The organism is Pseudarthrobacter naphthalenicus (assembly GCF_029076445.1).
In the GTDB taxonomy this organism is placed as follows: domain Bacteria; phylum Actinomycetota; class Actinomycetes; order Actinomycetales; family Micrococcaceae; genus Arthrobacter; species Arthrobacter naphthalenicus.
In genome coordinates this window covers 1-17,784 of sequence record NZ_JARESG010000012.1, presented here as the reverse complement: position 1 = coordinate 17,784, position 17,784 = coordinate 1, and the positions used below count along the sequence as shown (strand labels likewise).

At 66.6% G+C, this 17,784-nt stretch carries 15 protein-coding genes and 1 pseudogene; 5 read left to right on the top strand and 11 right to left on the bottom strand.

Translation table 11 applies throughout. From position 1 onward, the window contains the following. Window positions 1-89: 89 nt before the first annotated feature. Together PY310_RS12830 and PY310_RS12825 are read right to left on the bottom strand one after the other, a co-directional pair. Entirely contained in the window at window positions 90-1,286 is a 1,197-nt protein-coding gene (locus PY310_RS12830) for a substrate-binding domain-containing protein (protein WP_275214798.1), read from the bottom strand. A 177-nt stretch (window positions 1,287-1,463) separates the two neighbouring features. Beyond that, window positions 1,464-2,762, bottom strand: a complete 1,299-nt coding sequence (locus tag PY310_RS12825; RefSeq protein ID WP_419095483.1) for an MFS transporter — start codon at window positions 2,760-2,762, stop codon at window positions 1,464-1,466. Window positions 2,763-2,839: 77 nt separating this feature from the next. Here PY310_RS12825 and trmB point away from each other — a divergent pair, with 77 nt between their 5' ends. Next, window positions 2,840-3,763, top strand: coding sequence for a tRNA (guanosine(46)-N7)-methyltransferase TrmB (gene trmB / locus PY310_RS12820; protein WP_275214796.1), 924 nt, complete (start codon window positions 2,840-2,842; stop codon window positions 3,761-3,763). 78 nt (window positions 3,764-3,841) lie between these two features. Here trmB and PY310_RS12815 read toward each other — a convergent pair whose 3' ends face one another. After that, window positions 3,842-4,288, bottom strand: coding sequence for a hypothetical protein (locus PY310_RS12815; protein WP_275214795.1), 447 nt, complete (start codon window positions 4,286-4,288; stop codon window positions 3,842-3,844). A 43-nt stretch (window positions 4,289-4,331) separates the two neighbouring features. Beyond that, a complete protein-coding gene (locus tag PY310_RS12810) occupies window positions 4,332-5,924 on the bottom strand; it encodes a hypothetical protein (protein ID WP_275214793.1) in 1,593 nt (530 codons plus the stop codon). 132 nt (window positions 5,925-6,056) lie between these two features. Here PY310_RS12810 and PY310_RS12805 point away from each other — a divergent pair, with 132 nt between their 5' ends. Continuing rightward, window positions 6,057-6,956 (top strand): DUF1206 domain-containing protein, encoded by a 900-nt coding sequence (locus PY310_RS12805; RefSeq protein WP_275214792.1) that lies wholly within the window; start codon window positions 6,057-6,059, stop codon window positions 6,954-6,956. Between the two features lie 45 nt (window positions 6,957-7,001). On the opposite strand, the gene PY310_RS12800 is transcribed toward PY310_RS12805, so the two are convergent. Both PY310_RS12800 and PY310_RS12795 read right to left on the bottom strand, forming a co-directional pair. Next, a complete protein-coding gene (locus PY310_RS12800) occupies window positions 7,002-7,667 on the bottom strand; it encodes an anti-sigma factor family protein (RefSeq protein WP_275214791.1) in 666 nt (221 codons plus the stop codon). Continuing rightward, window positions 7,664-8,164, bottom strand: coding sequence for a sigma-70 family RNA polymerase sigma factor (locus PY310_RS12795; protein ID WP_275214790.1), 501 nt, complete (start codon window positions 8,162-8,164; stop codon window positions 7,664-7,666). Before PY310_RS12795 ends, PY310_RS12800 begins: the two co-directional genes overlap by 4 nt. Before the next feature lie 245 nt (window positions 8,165-8,409). Here PY310_RS12795 and PY310_RS12790 point away from each other — a divergent pair, with 245 nt between their 5' ends. Then, the gene (locus PY310_RS12790) at window positions 8,410-8,958 is read left to right on the top strand and encodes a COG4315 family predicted lipoprotein (RefSeq protein ID WP_275214789.1); all 549 of its coding nucleotides are present in this window, start codon (window positions 8,410-8,412) and stop codon (window positions 8,956-8,958) included. A 70-nt stretch (window positions 8,959-9,028) separates the two neighbouring features. On the opposite strand, the gene PY310_RS12785 is transcribed toward PY310_RS12790, so the two are convergent. From PY310_RS12785 to PY310_RS12770, 4 genes are all read right to left on the bottom strand, one after another. Next, a complete protein-coding gene (locus PY310_RS12785; RefSeq protein ID WP_275214788.1) occupies window positions 9,029-9,775 on the bottom strand; it encodes a hypothetical protein in 747 nt (248 codons plus the stop codon). Further along, a complete protein-coding gene (locus PY310_RS12780) occupies window positions 9,768-10,361 on the bottom strand; it encodes an RNA polymerase sigma factor (RefSeq protein ID WP_414004242.1) in 594 nt (197 codons plus the stop codon). Before PY310_RS12780 ends, PY310_RS12785 begins: the two co-directional genes overlap by 8 nt. Window positions 10,362-10,434: 73 nt before the next feature. Continuing rightward, window positions 10,435-11,127 carry a protein tyrosine phosphatase gene (locus PY310_RS12775; RefSeq protein ID WP_275214786.1) on the bottom strand — a complete coding sequence of 231 codons (693 nt, stop codon included), beginning with the start codon at window positions 11,125-11,127 and terminating at the stop codon, window positions 10,435-10,437. A gap of 449 nt (window positions 11,128-11,576) precedes the next feature. Then, complete coding sequence (locus tag PY310_RS12770) at window positions 11,577-12,428, bottom strand: DMP19 family protein (RefSeq protein ID WP_275214785.1); 852 nt, start codon at window positions 12,426-12,428, stop codon at window positions 11,577-11,579. Between the two features lie 195 nt (window positions 12,429-12,623). Between PY310_RS12770 and PY310_RS12765 the strand changes: the two genes are divergently transcribed. After that, entirely contained in the window at window positions 12,624-16,112 is a 3,489-nt protein-coding gene (locus tag PY310_RS12765) for a DEAD/DEAH box helicase (RefSeq protein ID WP_275214942.1), read from the top strand. A gap of 36 nt (window positions 16,113-16,148) precedes the next feature. On the opposite strand, the gene PY310_RS12760 is transcribed toward PY310_RS12765, so the two are convergent. Further along, on the bottom strand, window positions 16,149-16,898 hold the full coding sequence (locus tag PY310_RS12760; RefSeq protein WP_275214784.1) for an HNH endonuclease family protein: 750 nt from the start codon (window positions 16,896-16,898) through the stop codon (window positions 16,149-16,151). A 294-nt stretch (window positions 16,899-17,192) separates the two neighbouring features. On the opposite strand from PY310_RS12760, the pseudogene PY310_RS12755 reads away from it, so the two are divergent. Next, a pseudogene (locus PY310_RS12755) lies at window positions 17,193-17,784 on the top strand (HNH endonuclease signature motif containing protein); the annotation flags it as partial.

Sequence of the window (17,784 nt, the reverse complement as noted above, 5' to 3'; positions counted from 1 at the left end):
TGGACCCTTCGTTGTGTCCGCCGGAGCGGCGGGCTTTCCTGAGCAGCGCGGGTTGTGAGCTGCACCGCGCCGGCGGCAGTCGGGCGGCGCTACTGCTTTTCCGGCGGTGTCACGTCGTCTGCGGGAACCACGGCGACGAGCTCGGGGGTCCAGACGCCGGCCTTCTGCACCAGCTTGGCCTGGTACATGTTCTGTTCAAGAACGTGGTCCGTGGCCCTGACGGTTTCCTTGCCCTTGGGGCCGTCGAAGGTGAAGCCTTCCAGCGCCTTGACCATCAGCTCAGTGGAATCCGCACCGCCCTCCTTGATGGCCTGGACAATCATCTGACCGGCGACGAAGCCGTCCGGGGTGAAGAGATCCGCCTTGTGGCCGGCCTTTTCGACGGCGGCGATCATCTTCTTTTCCACCTCCGTGCCGGAAGCGCCGGGGAAGTAATGGCTCAGGAAGCTGATCTTGGAGGTCGCCTCGCCGTACGCGCCGAACGTTGAAGCGTCGCCGAGTCCGGTTACCACCGGAGCCACATCGAAGGCGCCCTGCTGGCTGAGGGTCTGCCACATGGTGCCGGAGGTTGCCCCCGCCCAGGCCACAAAGATCATGTCCGGTTTGGCGTCGATGAGCTGGCGGGCGAAGGGGGTCAGTTCCTGCCCTTCAGGAACCAGGACAGCGTCAACCGTGGCGCCCTTGGCGCCGAGGACGGCTTTGACGGCCGCGACGTTGCCCTGGCCGAAGGCGTTGTCCTGCGCGAAAACCACCACCTTCTTGGCATTGGCATCGAGGAAGGAACCTGCAGTTGCTACGTCCTGGAGGCTCTGGCGTCCCGAACGGAAGGTGTATTTGTTGATGCCCTGAATGGCGTCGGTGGCTGCGGGGCCGGAGATGTAGAGGACATTGTTCTGCGCGGCCTGTTCGGCCAGCTTCAGCGCGATGCCGGAGACCACCGTGCCGCCGATGATCTTGTAGCCCTTGCCGATCAAATCCTTGGCTGCCGTGACCGCTTTGTCCGGATCGCCGCCGTCGTCCGCGTAGGTCAGGTTGATCTGGGCGCCGTTGACTTCACCGGTGCCGCCGGTTGCGTAGTCGATTCCCGCCTGCAGGCCCTGGTAGTAGGTTTCGCCGTAGGCGGCGAGGGGGCCGGTTTTGGAGTAGATGATCCCCACGTCCACCGGCTGGGCCTCGGCCTTGCCGGAGCCTGCAGGGGCGCTGGTGCCGGGTGTGGGGGCGCAGGAAGTGAGGGCCAGGCCCGTGGCCATAACGGCGGCGAGCAGGAACTTCTTTGTATCCTTCACGGGATGCCTTTCGTTGAATACCGCAAAATCTGAACGTGGTGCGAGCGAAATCCGGAGTGAACCTGAAAGGTGATTCACGTTACGGCAAATCTAAGGCGCGGCTCATGGCCTGTCAATGGATTTCCGGCCCGGCTTTGCAACGTTCCGGCAACGAAGATGGTGCGGGTCGAGGAACGGCTAGGCGCCGATGTACCTGCTCCGTCCGGCACGGTAGCCGAACACTGCGGCCAGCAGGCCCACCAGCAGGAAGAGCAGTCCGGCGGCCGTGAAGGATCCGGTGGCCTGGTGCAGCTGGCCCACCATCAGCGTGCCGGTGGAACCCACCCCGTAGCCCACGCCCTGCATCATCCCGGACAGGTGCGCGGCGGTGTGCCCGTCGCGGGTCCGCAGCATGATCATGGTCAGGGCCACCGCGGTCAGGCTCCCCTGCCCCAGCCCCAGCAGCCCGGCCCACACCCAAATGAGATCCAGCGGCCCGAAGATGCTCAGCGCGAAGCCGCCGCCGGTCATAAGGGCCACCACCACGTTGATGGCGCGTTGGTCTTTGAACCGTGCCGCGAGGGCAGGGGCGAACAGCGAGCCCAGCATTTGCATCAGGATCGAGGCGGACACCATCAGGCCGGCGGTGCCGCCGTCCACGCCCCGTTCCCGCAGGATCGGAGCCAGCCACGCGAACACGCTGAAGGACATCATGGCCTGCAGCACCATAAAGATGGTCACCTGCCAGGCCACCGCCGAACGCCACACGTTGACACCGTCCCCGGCGGCCTGGTGCCGGACGGGGTGCTGCCGGAGCGCCACCGGAAGGAACAGTAGAAGAACGACGGCGGCGGGCAGCGCCCAGAACCAGAGCCCCGCCGTCCACTCCCCCGTTGCCGTGAACACCGGGTACGTAAAGCCGGCGCCGAGGGCAGCCGAGGCACAGATCGCAGTGGTGTACAGGCCGCCCATGAGGCCCAGCCGGTGCGGGAAATCGCGTTTCACCAACCCGGGGAGCAGGACGTTGCACAGGGCGATGGCCGCACCGCAGGACGCGGTCCCCAGCAGCAGCGTGGGCAGATGACCGGCGCCAGGCACCAGCCCGCCAAGGTCCGCGGGCCGCAGCAACAGCCCTGCCGTGAGCACCGCCATTGCACCCAGCAGCACCCGTTCCGCGCCGAACCGGCGCGCCAAAACCGGGGCAAGCGGCGCGAAAACGCCCAGGAGGGTGACCGGCACTGTGGTGAGCACCACCACCGCCCAGCCCGGCAGGCCGGCGTCGGACGTTATTTCCGGAAGTACCGCCGCGAAACTCGAGAAAACCGTCCGGAGGTTCAGGCCGATGAGCACCAGGCAAAGGCCCAGGTAGGCCAGGGCGCGGCGGCTGCGGGGGCCGCCCGGGAGGGCGGTGGGGGGCGCCGGCGGGACATCATCGATCTCGGCGTCGACAAGGAGTCCGGGTACGTCAACGTTGTCAGCTCGGGTCACGGCACCCATTGTGCCACTGCCTGTTCCTGCGCTCCGGCAGGTTAAGCGCCAGGGGCCGACCGCACGGCGCGGGTATCCTGAAGAGGATGAGCGAATCCCCAGAAACCCCCCAGCCTCCGCATGTCCCGCGGCCGGTGACCCCCGGAACCCAGGCGTCGTTCGGCACGTACGGCGGCAGGCCCGTCAGCTTCGTGCGCCGCGGAACCCGCCTGCAGGGCCGCCGCCAGACAGCCTGGGAAGAGCATTCAGACCGCTGGGCTGTGAACGTGCCCCGGCACATTGCGAACACCTCGGTCCACCCGGACTACACGTTCGACGCCGAGGCGGAATTCGGCCGGAAGGCGCCGCTGATTGTGGAGATCGGCTCCGGGCTGGGCGATGCCATCTGCCATGCCGCCGAACAGAACCCGGACACGGATTTCCTCGCCGTGGAGGTCTACACGCCGGGCCTGGCCAACACCATCATCAAGATCAACAGCAGAGGGCTAAGCAATGTCCGGGTGGTGGAGGCCAACGCGCCCGAGGTACTGGCCACCATGCTGCCGGCAGGCTCCGTCAGCGAGCTCTGGGTGTTTTTCCCCGACCCTTGGCACAAGTCACGGCACCACAAGCGGCGCCTCATCCAGCCGGAGTTCGCAGCGCTTGCGGCGCGGGCGCTCACGCCGGGCGGCCTGTGGCGGATCGCGACCGACTGGTCCAACTACGCCGTGCACGTCCGCGACGTCCTGGCGGACTCCGCGGACTTTGAAAACCTGCACACCGGCGAGCGCCACGGGCCCGAAAGCCCCCTCACCCAGGTGTGGCAGTCCGGCGTCGAGTCCTTGGTGGGCGGCGCGCCGGTCCGGGAGGGCAGGGCCCCGGTCAGTACCGAACACACCGGCCCCAACGAGGGCGTGGATGAGACCGGAGGCTGGGCTCCCCGCTTCGAGGGCCGCATCCGGACCAGCTTCGAAGCCAAAGCCCATGAGGCCGGCCGGTTGATCTTCGACCTCTGCTACCGGCGCCGCTGAACCCGCCAACCCAGAATGTAGGTAGCGCTATCTGTCGTTTTGAGCGCTCAAAACGACACTTACTGCTACCTAGTTGGGTCAGGCCACGCTGATTGAGGCGACGATCTCCTTGAGCATGTCCACGCGCGGTTCGATTTCCGGGTTGACATACGGCCAGATCACCACAACGCCGATGAACCGGTTGTTTTCCCACACCCCGACCGTCGCGGCCACCCTCGCCGCTCCGGCAGAATCCGAGTAGCCCACCAGGACGGCATACGCCGCTTTTCCGGGAAGGTTCAGCTCACCTTCAGTCAATACAACACCGGCGTGTTCATCCCGGTAGAAGTCCGACATCAGGTGTGCCCAGCCGTTGGCAGCGGGCGCATCCGTGACGGAGTTATCGTCCTTGATCACGGTGACGAGGACGCCGCCGAGCAGGCCGTACTGCTCGGTGTTGGGTCCGGCGGCGGAATCCTCGAGGACCTGGGTGTGCTCGGGAAAGTCCGCGGTAAAGCCCAACGGGGATTCGATGTGCACTGACATGGTTGCTCCTTGGCGGTAAGTCTTGGGATCAGGCACGGCCAGGTCAGAGCCGCTCGAGCTTGGTGTCGTTCGCGACCTTATAGTACGTGGACACGTTGGTGGTTGCCTTGTTCTCCGTCTTCAGCTCCACCTCGCCCGCCTTGAAGTCCACGCCGGCCTCGTTGGACACCGTCACCACGTTGTTCACCTGGACGGTGGCGGAACCTGCCTCGTACAGTTTGGCCGCGTCAGCGGCTGCCGCCTGGTTGTCACCCAGCGCCACGTTGCGCATGTAGCTGTCGATCACGGCGGCATTGTCCGGCGTGTAGTCCACATCGATCTTGACGGTGCTCTGCGAACCAACGGTCACGTTGGACTCGAGCTTGGCGCCCTCAATGTCAGGTCCCGCGCTGACTCCCTGCGCTACGTTGCCCTCCATTGATACCGCGATCGAATCGATGTTGCTGTCCTTGTCCAGGCTGACTTCCAGGCCACCCTTGCCGGAGGCCGTGAACAGTTGGCCGTCCAGGTCCAGCTTGCCCTGGGCGGACACTTCGCCGCTGGCCTTCGCGGTGCCGTCCGTCAGGTTCCGCTCGTAAGCGAGATCCAGCTTTGCGGAGCCGGACGCGGCGCCGGCGTCACCCTTGGCCTCAAGAGAGAACGTTCCCTTGACCTTGTCGTCCCAGCTGGACGTACCGTTGTCCTGCGCAGCCTCCTGGATGGTTGCTGCGAGGTAGACCGGCGCGTTGGTGGCCACGTCCTTGATCTTGCCGGCGCTGTCCGGCGGAAGCTCACGGTACAGCTGGTTCCGGGCGGCCATGGCCTCCTCAGCACTGCCGAACTTGAACTCGCGGGAGGTTTCCCCGTTAAGGGTGATGTTTCCCGATCCGGTGTGGTCATTGACGCCCAGGCCGATGTTTCCGTAGACCTTGAGCGTGGCTGAACCGTCAGCGTTTTCGACCACCACGGTGCCCACTTCGGCGCCGGCGTGGAACCAGGCCACCCGGCCGTCAATGGAGGCTTTGCCGGCCTCGGTGTAGATTGCGGTGTCCGCCAGGGCAAGTTGCTGGAGATGGTCAGTGGCCTGGGCCTGGGCAGCTTCCGGGATGCCGCCGTCCATCTTCATCAGCTCAGCGGCAAGGGGGCCGTGCTCACCTTCGCCTTCGATCAGGTACTGCCGGTCCGCCTCGGACAGCCCCGCCCACCACTTCGCCTGCTCTTCCGGGCTGTCCTTGGCCGCCTCGTTGAGTCCACGTTCGAGCTCCTGCTGGTGGGCCTTCGCCTCGGCAGCCTTCTGTATCTGCTCCTCGAGCCATGTCTGAGCGCGGCCGCCCCAACCCTTGAGTTTGTCCAGAACGCTTCCCCCGCCAGTGCCGCTGCTCCCGGCGCCGGCCGCATCAGACGCTTGTTCCTGCTCGTTCGCGTGCTGCAACAGCAGCTTGGAGTTATGGCGCAGGCTGGACGCTACGCGTTCCAGGGCAGGGCGGTGGCTTGACGCCCAATCCTGCCGGAACATCTCACCGTCACGGCCCTTCCATGGCGCGGACTGAATCTGACCCTGCAGGGAGCTGGCCCGGCTGCTCAACAGGGTGGCCGCCTTGTCGACGGCCTTCGCCAGCTCACGCAGCTGACTGACGTCCGCGCCGTAAAAGGTCATGGTTTCTCCCCCGGGAAGTGATACGTGTGGGTATATCGCTGAACATATGGTTGCACGGCGGCCAGTGCCCCGCGATGGGGATCACTCCCCATGGGCGCGGCGGATGGCGGGACTGTTGATGGCAGTCGTTGCATGGCACGATGGGGATTGTGTGGGGGGCACACAATTTGCGCCTCCCTGGCGCCGGCCAAAGGAACCGTCATCAAAAGAGAATTAAAGCAGGCCGCAGACGCGGCGGAGGACGTCACCAACTCGCGTGCTTTGGAGTTGCTGGCACGGGCGGGGTTTGCCGCGAGCGGCGTCCTGCACTTTCTGATCGGCGCTATCGCCATCCGCCTGGCCATGGGCGGAGCAGGGAACGCGGACTTCAGCGGTGCTGTGGCCGAGCTCGCCAGCCAGCCTGCCGGCCCCTTCCTTCTCTGGGCAAGCTTCGCCGCGTGCGCCGCACTGGCGATCTGGCAGGCCAGCGATGCGATCTTCGATTACAACCGGCTTCCGACCAAGAAGAAAGCGGCGGAAAAGGGCAAGGCAGCAGCGCAGTGCCTGGTGTTCGCCGGTTTTGCCCTGACGCTCGCTGCCTTCGCCATGGGAACAGGCTCCGGAAACGACAACCGGCAAAAGGCGAGCGACCTCACCCTGACCGTCATGAAGGCCCCCGGCGGCGTGGCCCTGTTGGTCCTGGTGGGTGCAGGCATCGCCATCACCGGGGCCGTGTATGCCATCAGGGGAATCAAGAAATCCTTCGAAAAACACCTGGTCATGCCTTCCTCACCGCAGGCACGCACGGCGGTCACGGTCCTGGGCGTTGCCGGCTACGTTGCCAAAGGCGCGGTGCTGCTGCTGACGGGCCTGCTGATCGTGATCGCCACCCTGAGTGCCCATCCGGAGAACTCCACGGGCCTGGACGGCGGCCTGAAAGCACTCCGGGACCAGCCCTTCGGTGTGTATCTGCTCGCCGCCGTGGGTGCCGGCCTGATTTGCTACGGCGTGTACATGGTGGTCCGGGCCAAGCTGGCCAAGATGTCGCGATAATCTGACGTCCACTCCGGCCTTGGGGAACGGCCGGTGCGGCGGGACTCAGGGGACGGTGATCACGGCGACGGTCTTCGCATCATCGTCCCGCAGCTCCACGGTGGCGATGCTGGCCAGCTGCACCGGGGTGGCGCCGGTGACCTTGACCCGCCCGCTCGGTGTGGCGGTCCAGGCGCAGGCGCGGTCCTCCCCGCCGGCGCGGTCCCGCACCCACAGTGAGTACGTTCCGGTCAGCGGCATGCTGCTGCCGTTAACCGCCAGCTCGGTACCCCAGTTCTTCCGGGCCAGGTCAACGCTGAAACGCAGGCCGTTATCGGCCTGGACGGAGTAGCTGGCGTCCGGCTGCGGCGGCCGGTTCAGGAGTGGGCCTGCGGCCACGCCCAATGCGAGGCACGCGGCGGCGACGGCGCCCACCAGCGCTGCCCACCGGCGTCGTGATTTACGACGCCGGGCGGCCAGTTCACCGAGGACCGCCTTGGGCACGGAGGTGGCCGGGTCTGCCGCGGCGGCGCCGCGGGACGGACCGGTGAGTGCCACCGCGTCCGGCACCGGAAGCGCGTCCAGCAGGGCCGGCAGGCTTTCCAGTTCAGCGAGGTCCGCGCTGCACTGCGCACACCCCCGGAGATGGGCTTCGAAGCGTTGCGCGTCTGCGGAATCAAGCCCCCCAAGCACGTAGGCGCCCAGCAAGTGGTGCAATTCCTCGGCGTTCACCGTTCCACCCCCATCTCATCCAGGATGGTCCGTAATGCCCGGACCGCGTAGTACGCCCGCGACTTCACCGTTCCGCTGGGAATATTCAGTTGCAGGGCGGCCTCGTTGACTGTGAAACGGCGGTAGTGGAGCGCCACCAGGACGTCCCGGTGTTCGCTGCTGAGCCGGAGCAGGGCCTCCTCCATGAGCACCCGGTTGAGCAGTTCATCCACCCGCTCAACGGCCTCGGCGGGATCCGCGATTTCGCGTTCAGCCACCTCGGCAGGCCTGCGCTGTGCTTTCCGGTAGTTGTCAATCATGATGTTGCGCGCCGTCCGGAACAGGTAGCTGCGCAGGCTGCCCGTGATGTCCGGCGCCTGCTGCCACACGCGCAGCACCGTCTCCTGGACCACGTCTTCGGCAACCTGCGGGTCCCGGGAGGCACTCAGCACAAACCGGCGCAGGGCGGGGCCGTGTTCGCGGTAAATCGCGGCCACCACATCCTCGTCCAGCGGCATGCCTGCCTCCTCCCGTCCCTGCCTCAGCGGCGCCCGCCCCTCAGCGTCGCCCGCCCGGGTCCCGGCCGGGCTCCGTTGGTTCCGCTGATACGACGTCCGCCACGGGCAAACGGTTCACCCGCGGCTAGGGCCCGCACGGCGGCGGACCAGGCGGCCACCGCTTTGAACCATTCTTTACCGTGGGGCGTCATACCGGTTAGCGTCCGGCGATCCGACGCCGGGCCATCAGTTCGAGGGAGCATTCCATGAAAAAGCATCTGGCCACCAGCCTTGCGGCCATGGCCCTCATGGCCGGACTGGCAGGATGCGCCGGCAGCCCGGGAACCAGCACCACAACGGCTGCCCCCGGCGGGTCCTCCGCCGCTCCGGCAGTGACCGGACCCGCCGCCACGTCCGCGGCGCCCACCGCTGCAACCAAAGCACCCGCCGTCGACCTCATGACCGCGGCATCAAGCGCCGGCAGGATTGTGGTGGACGCGAAGGGCATGAGTCTCTACTTCTTCGCCAAAGACACCAAGGATTCGGGCACCAGCGCCTGCACCGGCGCATGCCTGGCATCGTGGCCACGAGCGCTCACCGTCGCAGCCAAACCCTCCGCTGACGGGGTCACCGGAGTGCTGGGAACCATCACGACGCCGGAAGGTGCAAAGCAGCTGACCTTGAATGGACTGCCGCTGTACTACTACGCGAAGGACAAGGAGCCGGGTGACGTCATGGGCCAGGGCGTTGGCGGTGTCTGGTACCTGGCAGACCCGGCCGGCGAAATGATCAGGACGGCGGCACCGGGTTACTGAGGAAGCGCCGCGTTGCTGAGGAACGGGCGGCTGACGGCGCGGGCTGCCAAGGAGAGGCGGCTACCCGTAGCTAGGGCTGGACGCCGGGCACATGGACTGGAGGGGTCGGCGGCAGGGGCAGGGCTGGGGGCTGTCCCTCCCCGACCGGCAGCCGGTCCGGGACCTTCGGGAGGCCTGGCGTGAGATTCTGCGGGACGGGCAGGCCCGGGAGCGGCGCGTCCTTCGCCGGGGACGGCTGGCCGGGCGAAGGTGGCGGGGTGTGGCCGGAGTTCGCATGCGGAGCCACCGGAACCGGCTGGGTGACGGCAGGGGTGGAAGGGGTAGCGGGGGCGGCGGGCACAGTGGACGGGGTGACCGGCCGGGCAGGCAGCGGGGCGGGCGGGGCAGCTTCGTTGCCGCCAGCCATCGTGGCCACGAAAGAAGTGACCGCCTGATTCGCATGGCCGATGGAATCGCGGAAGCCGTGGTCGGAAGCGACGGCCACCGCGCCGCCGGCTGCCAGTGAAACGGCCACTGACAGTGTGGTTAGGGTGATCCGGCGCTTGGCGCGACGGCGGGCGGCCAGTTCGTCGGCGGCTGGAGCCGGTTCAGGGGCTGGAGCCGGTTCGGTGGCCGGAGCCGGGACGGCCGCGAGATGGCGTGTGGGCGCAGGGACCATCAACGCGGCCACGGCGGCGGAGGCTTCCGGCTGTTCCCCGGCGGCCAGGCCGCGGAGGTCCTGCAGGGCGGAACGGAGGGCAGCGTCGCCGTCGAACCCGGCGTCATGGAGCAGCTGGTCGACGGTCCCCTCGCTGCTGGAGCCTGCAATGTCACTCATGATCTGCCTGGTTTCTTCTGAGGGTCCGGTCCTTGAGGTTTTGCAGCGCCCGGCGTTGGAGCTGTTTGATGGCGCCCTGGGACTTGCCCATGATGCCTGCCACCTGTTCGATGGACAGGTCAGCCACCACCCTCAGTGCCAGCACTTCACGGTGGTCGTCGGCCAGGCCTTCGAGCATGCCCGCTGCGCCGCCGGCGTGCCCGAGGGCGAGGTCCTCTGCTGAAGGCGTGCTGCGCGCGTCCTGCAGGGGGTCATACGGGGTGAAGGCCGGCCTGCGCTCAACGCGGCGGTAGTAGTCCACCATCCGGGCGTGGGCGATAGAGAACACCAACGACTTGGCGCCCTGCAGGCCGCCGGTCAGTTCGCCGATTTTGGGGAAGAACGCCAGGAAGACGTCCTGGGTGACCGCTTCGGGATCGTCGACGCCGCGGGCCCTCAGGTAACCCAGGACTGCGCCGGCAAAGGTCCGGTAGACAACGCCGAAGAGCACGGCCGGATCAGCGCCGGCTGTGTCTTCAAATATGTCGATGTCTTCTTCGGCCAAAGTACCTGGCACCAGTGGCTCCTTCGTCCCGGGCTGCTGCATCGTCCCGGCGTGCTGGACCGCGGGGGACCCCTAAGGGGCCGTTTTCCCGCAGTCCAGCCTAGCCGCGAGGGTCCTAGCGGCCCGAAACGGCCGGAACGTCTACGTGATGACCGGCGACGGCGGGCACTGCAGGAACTGCCGGAACGGCAGGGACGGCGGGCACGGCCGGGGCGCCGTCGATGCCGGGTACCGCCGGGATGGCGGGGACTGCCGGCACTTCGGGGCGCTCTGCCTGGACAGCCGCAGAGCCCGTTACAGCAGCCTTGGCCTCAGTGGCGGCAGTGCCTTTGGCGGCCACGTCGGCGCAGAAAGCTTCGACGTTTGCTTCGCCCTTGGCCGCGATGGCCAGCGAGGAGAAACCTTCGGAGGACGCGTTGAGTCCGCCGTTCGTGAAGGCGGTGCAAAGGCCGATGGCCGCGGCACCGGCGGCGTCCACGGCCGTGCCGGCAGCGGCAGCGACATTTGCCTTGGCGGCGGCGTCGTGGTCAGAAACCGTCACCTTGGCTGAGGTGTCAGCGGAACCCTTGGCGGTGGCGTCGGCGGACGTTACTGCAGAATTGGCTTTTGCGGAACCGGCGGCGTCGGCGGCTGCTTCGCCTGCCAGCTTCGGGGCCGGGGCGCCCAGCAGTTCGTGCGCGGTCTGCTGCGCGTCGGCCGGGAGGACGCCGGAGACAGCGGCTACGCCGGTCCCGCCGACGGCCAAGGTGCCTGCAGCGAGAACTCCGGCTGCAACTTTGCTGGTGGCGAGAACAGTGAACAGCGACATAGAGACACTCCAAAAACTAGAGAACATTTCAGATCCGGCTCCGTGGGGAACCCATCACGCCTTACATCGCCGGCCGGGCCGGGAAAGTTACGGCCTGTCCGAAATTTCTTTTGGCACCGTGCGGAGGACCTGGCAGACCATGGTGGATCACAACCAACAACTGCTGCTGCGGGAGACCGGCCGGGACGTGGCCTACTGGGTGGAGCTCGCGCGCAGTACGGGCGTAAAGAACGACGTCGGCATCGGCCACGGAGGGGGTGGAAATCCAGATGCGGAAGGGATACGTCTCATTGCACAGCCCGCGCCGGAAAGCAGCGGGGCCGCCGGAACGTCCCGGCGGCCCCGCACTCTTCTGGCACGCCGTGCTGCGCCAGCACCGGCGGCCCCGCCAGGCCCGGCGAGCTGGGGCGCGGCGCGCTCCAGCTGAGCCACTCTAAAGGTGAGGCGCGCTACGCCTCGATCATCTCGTCGTCGTCCACTTCCTCGAACTCGACGGCGGCCACGATCTCCTGGGTCTCCGGGTTGATCATGAAGGCCTCGTCCTCTTCCTCGACCATGAGGAAGTCGCCGTGGTCGGTGCTGAAGTGCCAGGCCAGCGTCTTCTCGCCGTTGTGGAGGTAGTTGGGGTCGCCCAAGGTGATCTTTTCGAGTTCGTACCCGGCGACGTCGCACAGTTCCCGGATGATGATTTCAAAGTCCGGGGCGTTGTCCAGCGCCTCGTCCTCGGCCCGCGCCCGGCGCTCTTCGAGATCGGGCAGGAGCGCAACCTGGCGTTCGATGTAGGCGCTGAGTTCCTCGTCATCCAGCACAAGCAGGCTTTCCTGGCCCAGCAGCCAGGCGGCGTTGAGGGCGGTGATGTTCTCGGTTTCGAACAGTTCCTCAAACTCACCGTCGAGTTCTTCCATGGTGCGCACGGCATCGTTGGATTCTTCCTCGGCGTCCAGGTCGCCGTCGAGGTAGCGCTCCTCGTCTTCCTCGGACAGGGCATCAAAGACACCAACGGTCCGGTTGAAGAGCTCCAGGTGCGCCGTTGCGCCCATGCTCTCCAGGCCCTCGCGGATCAGCGGATCCACCTCGTCGCGGTCGGCAGTGAACACGTACTGGGCAAAGCCGCCCTCCAGCGACTGCGTGACATAGAAGTCCACGTAGTAGCTGCGAAGTGCCGCGGGGGCGATCTCGCGGGAGTCCAGCAGGCTGCCGTACATGGCATTCACCACGTGAACGTTGGCATCGACAACCTCCTCACTGCCGGCTTCGATGCTGGCCTTGGTCAGGACGACAGGGTTCTGGCTCATGGTCATGGGATTCCTCACTGCTGCTGAAAGCTTCGATGAAGCTCGGGACACTTTCACGCTACGGGGGCTTGGACAGCGGGCGGTTGAGGCGGAAGTGAACGTCAGACGAAGTTTCAGGCCCCCGCCGGGCGAACTAAGATGAATCAGATAACCATCGAATCGGACACGGCCCTGCCGTGGCCACTGAAAGTAGCGCGCACCATGCCATCCCAACCGGACGAGAGTGCGGCACTGGCAATACAGACTCCCGCCATCACCGACCGTTCCCTCGCGGCCGGCCTGGCGTATGCCATGGGAAGCCGCGTCTCCGGTATCTCGTTCGATGCCACCACCGGGCTCATGCTGGGCAAGGTCAGGGGCGGCGCGGACGTGCCTTACTCCACCACGGCCAAGCTGGTCCGGAAAACGGGCGGCTGGAGCTGCACTGTCGGGGTCTGCAGCTGCCCCGTCCGCAAGGACTGCAAGCACGTGGCGGCGCTGCTCTTCGCTGCCGAGGACAACCCCGCCATCCGCGTCCAGCTACTTGCCCCGGCCGAGGTTTCCCGGCTGTCCCGGCAGCCCGCCAGCCTGGAGCTGGCCGACTGGGAGCAGGCCCTCAGCCCGCTCATTTCGCAGCCCGGGATCACCCAGTCGAGTAACGGCATCCCGCTGGCCCTCCAGTTTGAGGTCGAGGAACCGGCCCCGCACTTCTCCTACACAGGCCGCCGCGATCCGCTCCGCAGCGTGCGCCAGCTCAAGGCCCGGCCCGTGATCATGGGCGCCAAGGGCAAGTGGATCCGGGGCGACGTCTCCTGGAACACCCTGAGCTACCTGAACTTCCGGCGCGAATGCAACGAGGCGCACATCGAGTGGATGCAGGCCTTCCTCGCCGCCCACACCGCCGCCGCCAACCGCGTCCACAACTCCTCCGCGCTCTGGCTGGGCCTGAACACCTTCGCGGGCAAGAACATGTGGAGCCTGCTCGCTGACGCCAAAAAGATCGGCCTCGCCCTCGTCCACAGCCGCGGCACTGAGCCGGTGCGGCTCGCGGAGTCTCCCGCCGCCGTCGGGCTTAATTTGAGCCGTTACGGCAACGAATCTGCCACGGAAACTGCGTCGGGGCAGTCAGCAGACAAAACGGCCGACGACGGCGGTCTGGAGCTCGCGCCCACCATCACCGTGGAGGGGGAAGACGTTGATCCGGCGTCGGTGGGCACCATCGGCCGCCCCGCGCACGGCATCTTCCTGACCACCGGCGGGGACGCGCTGCCGGGTGTGTCTGCGGACAGTGTGATCACGGTTGCCCCGCTGGAAAGCGGGCTGAGCGAGGAGCTCCTGGCGTTCGTGACCGCGGGCAGCACCCTGCATATTCCCGCGAAGGATGAAACCCGCTTCCTCACCGGTTTCTACCCGAAACTCAAGCAGACCGCACGGGTGACCGCCAAGGATGACTCGGTGGAACTGCCCGCCCTGGCTGTCCCCACGCTCTCGCTGCTGGCCAACTACGGGGCGGACCACCGCGTGCGGCTGCATTGGGAATGGCACTACAAGTCCGGGACCCTGGTCACCGCCCAGCCCCTTTGGCGGCACCCCGGCGACCACGGCTACCGCGACGACACCGCGGAAGCACGCATCCTTGAGGGCATCGGCCAGCCGTGGGACGTTGTCCCGGCGCTAGGCGAATCGGCCACCGGTGGTTGGGGCACGCCGCGGCTCTCCGCTTCGGCGGAACTGAGCGGCCTGGACACCCTCGCGTTCACCGAGGACGTCCTGCCCATGCTGCGGCAGGCACCGGATGTTTCGGTGGACACCGCGGGCGAAATCGCGGACTACCGTGAGGCCGAGGAAGCCCCGGTGGTTTCCATCTCCACCAAGGCCACCGAACAGCGCGACTGGTTCGATCTTGGCATCCAGATTTCCCTGGAAGGCCAGCCCGTCTCGTTCGCCGCCGTGTTCTCCGCCCTTGCGGCCGGCCAGACCAAGATGCTCCTGCCCAGCGGCGCCTACTTCTCGCTGGACCTGCCGGAACTGCACCAGCTGCGGGCCCTCATCGAGGAAGCCCGCTCGCTGCAGGACAACAAGGACGCGCCGCTGCAGATCAGCCGCTTCCAGGCCGGGCTGTGGGACGAGCTGGCCCAGCTGGGCATCGTGGACGAACAGGCTGCCGCGTGGCGCTCCGCCGTGGGCGGCCTGCTTGAGGGCGGGATCGAGGGGCTGCCGCTGCCTGCCTCACTGAATGCCGAACTGCGGCCCTATCAGCTTGAGGGTTTCAACTGGCTGAGCTTCCTTTACAAGCACAGCCTGGGCGGGGTCCTCGCGGACGACATGGGCCTGGGCAAAACCGTGCAGGCCCTCGCGCTGATGTGCGCGGCGAAGGAGCAGGCTGCGCAGGTTGCTCAGGTTGCGGGACGAACGGCGGCCGATTCTTCGGCCGCGGAACCCACCGCCCAAACAGCAGCGCGCGACGGCGGGACTCCCTTTTTGGTGGTGGCACCCACCAGTGTGGTGGGCAACTGGGCGGCGGAGGCCGCGCGGTTCGCGCCGGGCCTGAAAGTCCGCACCGTCAGTGAAACCTTCGCCAAGAACGGCCAGGACGTCGCCGTGGAACTGGGCGGCGCGGACATCGTCATCACCTCCTACGCCCTGTTTCGGATCGACTACGAGTCCTACGCCACCCGGACCTGGGCCGGGCTGGTTTTGGATGAGGCGCAGTTCGTCAAGAACCACCAGTCCAAGGCCTACCAGTGCGCCCGCAAGCTGCCGGCAGCCTTCAAGCTGGCCATCACCGGCACGCCGCTGGAAAACAACCTCATGGAGTTCTGGGCGCTGACGTCCATCGTGGCGCCGGGCCTGTTCTCGAGCCCCAAGCGGTTTGCCGAGTACTACCAAAAGCCGGTGGAAAAGAACGGCGACAAGGGGCAGCTGGAAAAGCTCCGCCGTCGGGTCCGTCCGCTCATGATGCGCCGCACCAAAGACCAGGTCATCAAGGACCTGCCGCCCAAGCAGGAGCAGATCCTGGAGGTGGTGCTGAATCCGCGCCACCAGAAGGTCTACCAGACGCACCTGCAGCGGGAACGGCAGAAGATCCTGGGACTGATCGAGGACGTCAACAAGAACCGCTTCACCATCTTCCAGTCGCTCACCCTGCTGCGGCAGCTCAGCCTGGACGCGTCGCTGGTGGATCCGTCGCTGACCGCCGTCCGGTCCTCGAAGCTGGACGTGCTGTTTGAGCAGTTGGAGGACCTGGTGGCCGAAGGTCACCGCGCCCTGATCTTCAGCCAGTTCACGGGTTTCCTCGGGAAGGTCCGCGAGCGGCTTGTGGAGGAGAAGATCGAGTTCTGCTATCTCGACGGCGGCACCCGGAACCGTACCGACGTCGTCAATGAATTCAAGAACGGCAGTGCGCCCGTGTTCCTCATTTCGCTCAAGGCCGGCGGCTTTGGGCTGAACCTGACCGAGGCCGACTACGTCTTCCTGCTGGACCCCTGGTGGAACCCCGCGTCCGAGGCGCAGGCCGTGGACCGGACCCACCGGATCGGGCAGGCGCGCAATGTCATGGTCTACCGGCTGGTCGCCAAGGACACCATCGAGGAAAAAGTGATGGCCCTGAAGGCGCGGAAATCCCAGCTGTTCGCGGACGTCATGGAAGGCGATGCCCTCTCCGGCGGCGCCATCACCGCCGAAGACCTGGCGGGACTGTTCAAGGACTGATCTGTCCTTCTCGTCCCGGGCCCCTCCCCCACGGCTCTAGCTGCAGGAAGTCAGAATCCCTGCGATCGCATCGTGCTCGGCCTGAGTGGTCCACAGCTGGTACTTGACCTTGACGGCGGTCTGACGGACCACATATTCGCAGCGGAACGCCTTGTTGAGCGGGAGCCAGGTGGCCGCGTCCTTGTCACCCTTGGCGCTGTTCGTGGGGCCGTCGGCAGCCATCAGGTTCAAGGGATCGTTCGCCAGTTGCCTTCGCTGTTCGGCACTGAGCTGTTGTGCGCCCTTCTGCCAGGCATCGCTGAGTGCTACGAGGTGATCAATCTGGATGGCCGTGCTGGTGGCGTTGCCGCGGACAAAGTTGATGGTTGTGCCGGTGTACTTGTCCCTGAGCACGCCGGTGGCAACCACGCAGTCCTGGGTGCCGGGCTTGAACGTCTCGCCTTCGAGATCCCTGGCGAGGATATCGTTCCGGGTGTCGCAGCCGTTGCGGTCCACGTCGGCCCAGGCCGGGCCGAATTCCTCGCGGCTGTAGCCGGTCTTGGGCGCACGCCCCTTCACGGGGATCGATTCCAGTTGTGCACGGGCCGTCGCTGCTTCGGCCGGGCTCAGGGATTCGCCGGAGTTGGCCGACGGCGCTCCTCTGACCCCTTCGGCCATCGAGGTTGCTGCCTGCCCTGCGGCTTGGGCTGCGGCGTCACAACCGGCGAGGGCGCCTACGAGAAGCAGACTGGTGAACAGGGTCAATGCCTTGGTGGCGGCGGAACGGTTGATCGGTATGTCCTTCAAGAGTGCGGCGGAGGCAGGCGTGCGGGAGAGGGCAGCCGTGCGGGGGAGGCCGGCGTGCGGCGGAGGTGAACAGGCTACTAGTGCACGCCGTCCTGAGCTGTCAGGCCTGTTGGTGGAGTCGGTCACACAATCGGTCAGGCTGCGCGGCAGGCGAGGACCGCGACGATGCGACGACCGCGGCGATGCGACGACCGCGGCGATGCGGGAACTCCGCTGCTGAAATACCTCAAAATTCTTTTTCGAGCGATCACGCTGACAGCCTTAAATGTCGTACCCCCTCGACATGATGGAGGTATGGAAAGCACAGCAGCGGACGATCGGCCAGAGGCGGTGTCGGCGGACGCCGGCCCAGCAGCAGCCGTGCCAATCGACGCGGCGTCGGCTGACGCGGTGTCGTCGGACGCGGCGTTTGATGAGGTAGTGGCTGCCGTTGCCGTGCTGGCCGAACTCCGCCGTCGCCAGCGTGAGGACCCCGCCGGGCCGGATCCGCTGCGCCGGGGTGTGGACGGCTCCCTGGACCGCCTGGCCGTCATCTCCCGGCTCGAAGCAAGCACGGCCGCTTTGAAAGTTTTCACCACCACCGAATACCTCGACGGGACCACGGCACTCACACCCCCTGCCGCGTCCCCGCAGGAGAATACCGCCCACGAAATGGCCGCGATCGCCGAACTCGCCTGCGTCCTGACCGTCAGCGAACCAAACGCCGCATCACTTCTCTCCACCTCCCACCGGCTCACCACCACCCTGCCCCTGACCCTGGCCGCCCTGCAGGCAGGAACCATGTCCTGGCAGCACGCCCGGGTCATGGCGGACGAAACCCTCAACCTCGATCACGCCGGCGCCGCCGCCCTGGAAGCCCACTTCCTGGATCCCGCCGCACCCAACC

What these genes read in the sequence shown, in the direction of transcription:
- PY310_RS12790 (WP_275214789.1), top strand. Translation starts at nt 8,410, where the DNA reads ATGAAAAAGCATCTGGCCACCAGCCTTGCGGCCATGGCCCTCATGGCC.
- trmB (WP_275214796.1), top strand. Translation starts at nt 2,840, where the DNA reads ATGAGCGAATCCCCAGAAACCCCCCAGCCTCCGCATGTCCCGCGGCCG.
- PY310_RS12795 (WP_275214790.1), bottom strand. Translation starts at nt 8,164, where the DNA reads ATGCCGCTGGACGAGGATGTGGTGGCCGCGATTTACCGCGAACACGGC.
- PY310_RS12785 (WP_275214788.1), bottom strand. Translation starts at nt 9,775, where the DNA reads ATGAGTGACATTGCAGGCTCCAGCAGCGAGGGGACCGTCGACCAGCTG.
- PY310_RS12805 (WP_275214792.1), top strand. Translation starts at nt 6,057, where the DNA reads ATGGCACGATGGGGATTGTGTGGGGGGCACACAATTTGCGCCTCCCTG.
- PY310_RS12765 (WP_275214942.1), top strand. Translation starts at nt 12,624, where the DNA reads ATGCCATCCCAACCGGACGAGAGTGCGGCACTGGCAATACAGACTCCC.
- PY310_RS12825 (WP_419095483.1), bottom strand. Translation starts at nt 2,762, where the DNA reads ATGGGTGCCGTGACCCGAGCTGACAACGTTGACGTACCCGGACTCCTT.
- PY310_RS12780 (WP_414004242.1), bottom strand. Translation starts at nt 10,361, where the DNA reads ATGCAGCAGCCCGGGACGAAGGAGCCACTGGTGCCAGGTACTTTGGCC.
- PY310_RS12770 (WP_275214785.1), bottom strand. Translation starts at nt 12,428, where the DNA reads ATGACCATGAGCCAGAACCCTGTCGTCCTGACCAAGGCCAGCATCGAA.
- PY310_RS12810 (WP_275214793.1), bottom strand. Translation starts at nt 5,924, where the DNA reads ATGACCTTTTACGGCGCGGACGTCAGTCAGCTGCGTGAGCTGGCGAAG.
- PY310_RS12815 (WP_275214795.1), bottom strand. Translation starts at nt 4,288, where the DNA reads ATGTCAGTGCACATCGAATCCCCGTTGGGCTTTACCGCGGACTTTCCC.
- PY310_RS12775 (WP_275214786.1), bottom strand. Translation starts at nt 11,127, where the DNA reads ATGTCGCTGTTCACTGTTCTCGCCACCAGCAAAGTTGCAGCCGGAGTT.